This window comes from Hallella faecis (assembly GCF_018789675.1).
Classification (GTDB): Bacteria; Bacteroidota; Bacteroidia; order Bacteroidales; family Bacteroidaceae; genus Prevotella; species Prevotella faecis.
Genome location: NZ_JAHKBE010000126.1, coordinates 1 through 1,319 on the forward strand (window position 1 = coordinate 1; position 1,319 = coordinate 1,319).

The 1,319-nt window shown below is 45.1% G+C and carries 1 protein-coding gene; it reads left to right on the forward strand.

Annotated features, from left to right (window positions below; all coding sequences use genetic code 11):
* The first annotated feature begins 10 nt into the window (after positions 1–10).
* Positions 11–1,300 (forward strand): IS1380-like element IS612 family transposase, encoded by a 1,290-nt coding sequence (locus KM934_RS12760; RefSeq protein ID WP_215760993.1) that lies wholly within the window; start codon positions 11–13, stop codon positions 1,298–1,300.
* Positions 1,301–1,319: the final 19 nt, after the last annotated feature.

Below are 1,319 nucleotides of genomic sequence, written 5' to 3' on the forward strand. Positions count from 1 at the left end.
CTAATATGACATGGCAAAAATACAAATTAAATCTGAGAAACTCACACCTTTTGGAGGAATTTTTTCAATCATGGAGATATTTGACTCCATGCTTTCACCCGTTATCGACTCAACACTGGGTCAGAGATGCAGCAGTATCTTCGGATATCAGTTCAGCGAGATAGTCCGTTCGCTGATGAGCGTTTATTTCTGTGGCGGCTCATGCGTGGAAGATGTAACGTCACAACTGATGCGCCATCTCTCGTATCATCCTACCCTTCGTACATGCAGCTCTGATACCATCCTCAGAGCCATCAAGGAACTGACACAGGAAAACATCTCCTATACTTCCGACCAAGGCAAGACCTATGATTTCAATACTGCAGACAAACTCAACACATTGCTTATAAACGCTTTGGTTTCTACAGGCGAGTTGAAGGAAATTGAGGAATACGATGTTGACTTTGACCATCAGTTCCTTGAAACGGAGAAGTATGATGCAAAACCGACCTACAAAAAGTTCCTCGGCTACAGGCCTGGCGTATATGTTATCGGTGACAAGATAGTCTATATCGAGAACAGCGATGGTAACACGAATGTGCGTTTTCATCAGGCAGACACCCATAAGAGATTCTTCGCTCTTCTGGAATCCCAGAACATCCGTGTAAATCGCTTCAGGGCAGACTGCGGTTCCTGCTCGAAGGAAATCGTCAGTGAGATAGAGAAGCATTGCAAACATTTCTACATCCGTGCCAACCGATGCAGTTCGCTCTACAATGACATCTTTGCTCTGAGAGGATGGAAGACGGAGGAGATTAACGGCATCCAGTTCGAACTCAATTCCATTCTCGTTGAGAAATGGGAAGGCAAGTGCTATCGTCTTGTCATCCAGAGACAAAGACGCAACAGTGGCGACCTTGACCTGTGGGAAGGCGAATACACTTACCGTTGTATTCTGACCAACGATTACAAGTCATCGACAAGGGACATTGTTGAATTCTACAATCTGCGTGGCGGCAAGGAACGTATCTTTGACGACATGAACAACGGATTCGGTTGGAGCAGGCTCCCCAAGTCATTCATGGCGGAGAATACTGTCTTTCTTCTGCTTACTGCATTGATACACAATTTCTACAAGACCATCATGAGCAGGCTTGACACCAAGGCTTTTGGGCTCAAGAAAACGAGTCGCATAAAGGCTTTTGTCTTCAGATTCATCTCCGTACCTGCCAAGTGGATCATGACTGCAAGGCAATACGTGCTGAATATCTACACAGAGAACCGAGCTTATGCAAAACCCTTCAAAACAGAATTCGGATAAGAATCCTTTCTTTCCGGTT

Bases quoted from the DNA above. Each gene is read 5' to 3' on its own strand.
- KM934_RS12760 (WP_215760993.1), top strand. From the start codon at position 11: ATGGCAAAAATACAAATTAAATCTGAGAAACTCACACCTTTTGGAGGA.